Raw genomic sequence first — 1,227 nt, forward strand, 5'->3', positions numbered from 1 at the left:
CTGAAAATGCCGGCCTTTGAATGGGTTCATGTGCAGCTCCATCAGCAAAAGGGGATGATAAGTTTATCACCACCGACTATTTGCAACAGTGCCCTCTGATGTTACATTGCACAAGATAAAAATATATCATCATGAACAATAAAACTGTCTGCTTACATAAACAGTAATACAAGGGGTGTTATGAGCCATATTCAACGGGAAACGTCTTGCTCGAGGCCGCGATTAAATTCCAACATGGATGCTGATTTATATGGGTATAAATGGGCTCGCGATAATGTCGGGCAATCAGGTGCGACAATCTATCGATTGTATGGGAAGCCCGATGCGCCAGAGTTGTTTCTGAAACATGGCAAAGGTAGCGTTGCCAATGATGTTACAGATGAGATGGTCAGACTAAACTGGCTGACGGAATTTATGCCTCTTCCGACCATCAAGCATTTTATCCGTACTCCTGATGATGCATGGTTACTCACCACTGCGATCCCCGGGAAAACAGCATTCCAGGTATTAGAAGAATATCCTGATTCAGGTGAAAATATTGTTGATGCGCTGGCAGTGTTCCTGCGCCGGTTGCATTCGATTCCTGTTTGTAATTGTCCTTTTAACAGCGATCGCGTATTTCGTCTCGCTCAGGCGCAATCACGAATGAATAACGGTTTGGTTGATGCGAGTGATTTTGATGACGAGCGTAATGGCTGGCCTGTTGAACAAGTCTGGAAAGAAATGCATAAGCTTTTGCCATTCTCACCGGATTCAGTCGTCACTCATGGTGATTTCTCACTTGATAACCTTATTTTTGACGAGGGGAAATTAATAGGTTGTATTGATGTTGGACGAGTCGGAATCGCAGACCGATACCAGGATCTTGCCATCCTATGGAACTGCCTCGGTGAGTTTTCTCCTTCATTACAGAAACGGCTTTTTCAAAAATATGGTATTGATAATCCTGATATGAATAAATTGCAGTTTCATTTGATGCTCGATGAGTTTTTCTAATCAGAATTGGTTAATTGGTTGTAACACTGGCAGAGCATTACGCTGACTTGACGGGACGGCGCTTCCCTACCCTCATGGCCGCCTCCCAGGAATCGACCCAGGTGCTTATCGTGGACATAATCCTTTACTCATAAATTGGCACTGTTGCAAAGTTAGCGATGAGGCAGCCTTTTGTCTTATTCAAAGGCCTTACATTTCAAAAACTCTGCTTACCAGGCGCATTTCGCCCAG

1 protein-coding gene is annotated in these 1,227 nt (G+C 44.1%); it reads left to right on the plus strand.

The window, feature by feature from the left end; translation table 11 throughout:
* Positions 1–180 precede the first annotated feature (180 nt).
* Positions 181–996, plus strand: coding sequence for an aminoglycoside O-phosphotransferase APH(3')-Ia (locus ACOTX4_RS25920; protein ID WP_000018329.1), 816 nt, complete (start codon positions 181–183; stop codon positions 994–996).
* Positions 997–1,227 lie beyond the last annotated feature (231 nt).

It is taken from the genome of Enterobacter cloacae complex sp. IR5459 (assembly GCF_049238005.1).
GTDB classification, from domain to species: Bacteria; Pseudomonadota; Gammaproteobacteria; order Enterobacterales; family Enterobacteriaceae; genus Enterobacter; species Enterobacter hormaechei_C.

Bases quoted from the DNA above. Each gene is read 5' to 3' on its own strand.
- ACOTX4_RS25920 (WP_000018329.1), top strand. From the start codon at position 181: ATGAGCCATATTCAACGGGAAACGTCTTGCTCGAGGCCGCGATTAAAT.